Here is a 4148-nt window from a genome sequence, read left to right on the forward strand (position 1 = left end):
AACCAGTACTAATTGCTCGTGAGGCTTGGCTATATAACACCAAAGTGGTTTAGAACACTATTGTTCAGCCCGATTGATTAAAACATCAGATGTAAACATCCTGATTCAGACACCGTATTCAATGTGAGATGATAAGTGAGACAGTCAAACGACAAACTCAACCTCATCCACCTCTGTCCCAGTTTTGCTTGACGACCATAGCGACTGTGAACCACCTGATCCCATTCCGAACTCAGAAGTGAAACCGGTCCGCGCCGATGGTAGTGTGGGGTCTCCCCATGTGAGAGTAGGTCATCGTCAAGCGCCTTATACTAAAAGCCCTGATGCTAACGCATCGGGGCTTTTTTATTGCGCGGAAAAAATGCGCTAGGAAAACTTCCAAGCGTGTTCTGATGAACACAATCTATCTAATCCCTAATCCCTAATCCCTAATCCCTAATCCCTAATCCCTAATCCCTAATCCCTAATCCCTAATCCCTAATCCCTAATCCCTGATAAGTTCCAAAAACTCATTGGGCCAAAGGTAAACAGGGTATTCCTAACAAGACGTGACCCTCAGAACATGGATAAGCTGTTTCCTTCCCTGGTCATATAAAAATAAATAAGATGCGGACAGGCGTTCCACTTTTCTAATCTCTTGTGGAGTCTAAAGGTAGGCTTTGTATAATATGTGACCCTTTCTAAATCTGGACAGAGACTTATGCCTAAAGTTGGAATGGAGCCTATACGTAAAGCGCAACTGATTGAGGCTACGTTAGAATCTGTAGAATTATACGGTCTTCAAAATACGACTGTGGCAACAATATGTAAGATTGCAGGGATGTCACCTGGAATAATCAGTCATTATTTTGGTGGCAAGCAACAACTGATTGAGGCAACAGTTAGCTACTTAATTAAATCGCTTCAAACTGAGCTATTAAGTAAGCTTAAAGAGAAAGATGACGTGTCGCATAAAGAGCGATTGTATTTGTTGATTGATTCAAATTTTAGTCAAATTCAAACGACAAAGAAGGCTGCAGTGACTTGGTTGTCTTTTTGGGCACAGGCTGCACATGATCCTTCACTACGTCGATTGCAGTGTATTAATGAGAGAAGACTCTTTTCAAACATTAAATACTCTATGAAACATTTGGTTCCTGCCGACCAAGTGGATGCGAAATCACATGGTTTGGCTGCGATGATTGATGGTTTATGGATTCGTAGTGCATTTAGATGTGGTGCCATTGATTTGGGAACCGCACCAATGATATGTAAAGAATTTGTAGATTCCCTTTAGAGAATATCATGGATAAAGATCAGAGATTATTTGAGTTGCTTTCGGACGGAGAATTTCATTCTGGTGAAGTGATTGCAAATTTGTTTGGTGTTACCCGTAGTAGAGTTTGGTCTTTAGTTAATTCTTTAGAGGAAAAGGGAGTTGTTGTCTCTCGAGTTAGAGGCAAGGGTTATCGCTATCGCGGTGGCTCTGCTTTGTTGAACATCGAGACTATCAGCGATTCTTTATCAGGAACACCTGCCTATTATTTTCCTTCTGTTACTTCAACAAACGATGTAGCAAAAGAGTATGCAAAATCAATGAATCGGCCTTTACTTGTTACGTCTGAATATCAAACCGGTGGGCGCGGAAGAAGAGGTCGTGTGTGGGCAAGTTGTTATGCTCATAATTTAATGTTTACTTATGCCATACCAAACTTTAATGCATCTCAAGGGTTGGGCGGGTTAAGTTTGGTGGTGGGAATCACGATAGCGGAAGTGGTCAGAAATAAATATAAGCTTGATGCTAAAGTGAAATGGCCTAACGATCTGTTAATCAATTACGCTAAGTTGGCTGGAATACTGGTTGAAATACAAGGGGATATGGATGGTCTATATACCCTATTGATCGGTGTAGGCATTAATGTGAATGAAAAACCTGATATTGAAGATCGAGCTGTAACGTCATTGGCATCTGAGCTAGGCACTACACTTGATCGAACTGCATTGTTGGCTGAGCTAGTAAGTGCGCTTCAAGAAAATGTAAAACTGTTCCAAGATGAAGGTTTTATAGTTTTCAGTGAAAGGTGGGATTGCTTGGATGCATTCAAAGGTATGGATGTTCAGCTAGAACAAGCAGGGGTCATTACGTCAGGTGTCGCTTGTGGGGTAGATGATTCGGGGGTTCTTTTGCTTAATGTAAATGGGCAAATGCAGCAAGTTCATGGTGGCGAAGTGACTCTGAGATTGAATAATGGCTGAGGCGTACTTTGATCTAGGTAATACCTCATTAAAGGTGTTTGACACCGATGGAAATCTTTTGGGGGTATATTCGTCTCTGGAGCAGGATTGGCTTGTTCAACTTAGAGGCTTACTCGATAGGTCGGTTATTCGTCGTGTGGTTATTTCTTCGGTTGCAGTACCTGAAAAACTAAACGCTGTGCTGGAAGTATTAAGGGGTATAGATTATCAGTTGGCTGCGTATGATGTAGGTAATTGGATGGTGCAGCATTCCTACGATGACCCGTCTAAGTTGGGTGTTGATCGTTTGTTGGCTATTGAAGCTGCTTATCGGCATTATGAAACGAGTCTCGTGGTAATCGATTGTGGTAGTGCCGTAACTCTTGATGTTGTTGATAAGCATGGTAAACATCAGGGAGGATATATAGTCCCCGGATTTAGGCTTCAGATGGAGAGTTTATTGCAGGGGACTAATCTTTCATTTGATGAACTTCTTCCTGATACTCGGCTAGGTAAGAATACTACGGAATGTATTAGGCATGGGTCTTTAAGAATGATTAAATCTTTATGTGAGTCTTTAATTTTGGAGGTTGAACCAGCCAAAGTAGTGCTGACCGGAGGTGACCTTAATGGGGTTTTGTCTTCATTAAGTGAGTTGGGCGAGGTGGATCAATATTTGGTATTTAATGGTTTGAAGGCAGTATATGGATAATGACTGAGGCTTAGGGAATGGCAAAAAAAGTATTTATATTGCTTTTAGCGGTAAATGCGCTTCTTGTGCTCTTTATTGTTATGAATCGAGAATTAAGCATAGCTGACTCTCAGTCTATGTCGTTTATACAAGAAGGGAAGGCAGTTGAGGTTGTGTCTAGGCAGCTGGTGAAAAGCAAGCGTCCTCGAGAGGGTGAGTGTGGCGAGGTGGGGCCGGCTGTAGCGACTGAAGTTATTGAACAGGCATCTAAACGTTTGGTGGCCAGGAATATAGCGAATGAATTGTATGAAGATGATGTTGTTGTTTCAACAGACTACTGGGTGATCATTCCTCCTAGGCCCTCAGAGAAACAGGCATATCGTTTGTTGAAGCAATTACAGTTAGCCAACATTGATAGCTATATAGTGACTCAAGGCGATTACGCAAATGCAATATCGCTGGGTTTGTTTACTGTTAAATCTTCTGCTTACCGTATTAAGGATAAAATGGTGTCGGCTGGATTCGAAACTGTAGTTCAAGAGATTCAACGTACGCAAAAGCGCTATTGGTTGGAGTTTTCAGGTGATTCGGCAATTGTGAGCGATGCTTTGTTGGATTTAAATTTAAATATCTCTCATAAATCGTGTAAAAGTCGTTGATTTTTAAAGATCTTCTGCTTAATATAGCGACCTCTTCTGAGGCAGTGAAGATACTGATAAAAAAGGGTTGCAAATAAAAAGTCCTTCAGTATAATGCTCGCCACAGTTCGGGGAGGGGTTCCCGAGTGGCCAAAGGGATCAGACTGTAAATCTGACGGCTCAGCCTTCGCAGGTTCGAATCCTGCCCCCTCCACCATTATCTTATGCGGGTGTCGTATAATGGCTATTACCTCAGCCTTCCAAGCTGATGATGCGGGTTCGATTCCCGCCACCCGCTCCAGTACTAAAAAATTATTTGCTCATGTAGCTCAGGGGTAGAGCACTCCCTTGGTAAGGGAGAGGTCGCCAGTTCAATTCTGGCCATGAGCTCCATGAAGATTAGTAAGATAGGCGGCCTTGTTGTGCGCCTATTTTGTGTATTTGTAACTTGTATATTGTGCTCTGGGAGTTTTCTCGATGGCAAAGGAAAAGTTTGAACGTTCCAAACCGCACGTTAACGTTGGTACTATCGGTCACGTTGACCACGGTAAAACAACTCTAACTGCAGCATTGACTCGTGTATGTGCTGAAGTATTTGGTGGTGC

5 protein-coding genes, 3 tRNA genes and 1 rRNA gene are annotated in these 4148 nt (G+C 42.3%); all 9 read left to right on the forward strand.

Annotated elements, in window-relative coordinates; genetic code table 11:
- Positions 1 to 187: 187 nt before the first annotated feature.
- Positions 188 to 303 (forward strand): 5S ribosomal RNA (rrf, locus tag QQL66_RS04725).
- Positions 304 to 700: 397 nt separating this feature from the next.
- Positions 701 to 1276, forward strand: a complete 576-nt coding sequence (betI, locus tag QQL66_RS04730; RefSeq protein WP_284379384.1) for a transcriptional regulator BetI — start codon at positions 701 to 703, stop codon at positions 1274 to 1276.
- Between the two features lie 8 nt (positions 1277 to 1284).
- Positions 1285 to 2235 (forward strand): biotin--[acetyl-CoA-carboxylase] ligase, encoded by a 951-nt coding sequence (locus QQL66_RS04735; protein ID WP_284379386.1) that lies wholly within the window; start codon positions 1285 to 1287, stop codon positions 2233 to 2235.
- Entirely contained in the window at positions 2228 to 2926 is a 699-nt protein-coding gene (locus QQL66_RS04740) for a type III pantothenate kinase (protein WP_284379389.1), read from the forward strand. The genes QQL66_RS04735 and QQL66_RS04740 overlap by 8 nt, the downstream gene beginning before the upstream one ends.
- A gap of 17 nt (positions 2927 to 2943) precedes the next feature.
- Positions 2944 to 3564 carry a hypothetical protein gene (locus QQL66_RS04745; protein WP_284379392.1) on the forward strand — a complete coding sequence of 207 codons (621 nt, stop codon included), beginning with the start codon at positions 2944 to 2946 and terminating at the stop codon, positions 3562 to 3564.
- A 111-nt stretch (positions 3565 to 3675) separates the two neighbouring features.
- Positions 3676 to 3760 (forward strand) — tRNA-Tyr (locus tag QQL66_RS04750).
- A 9-nt stretch (positions 3761 to 3769) separates the two neighbouring features.
- A tRNA-Gly gene (locus tag QQL66_RS04755) sits at positions 3770 to 3844 on the forward strand.
- Positions 3845 to 3861: 17 nt separating this feature from the next.
- Positions 3862 to 3936 (forward strand) — tRNA-Thr (locus QQL66_RS04760).
- Positions 3937 to 4020: 84 nt separating this feature from the next.
- On the forward strand, positions 4021 to 4148 hold a 128-nt coding region (locus tag QQL66_RS04765), incomplete at its 3' end, for a GTP-binding protein (RefSeq protein WP_284379395.1).

Source organism: Litoribrevibacter albus (assembly GCF_030159995.1).
In the GTDB taxonomy this organism is placed as follows: domain Bacteria; phylum Pseudomonadota; class Gammaproteobacteria; order Pseudomonadales; family Litoribrevibacteraceae; genus Litoribrevibacter; species Litoribrevibacter albus.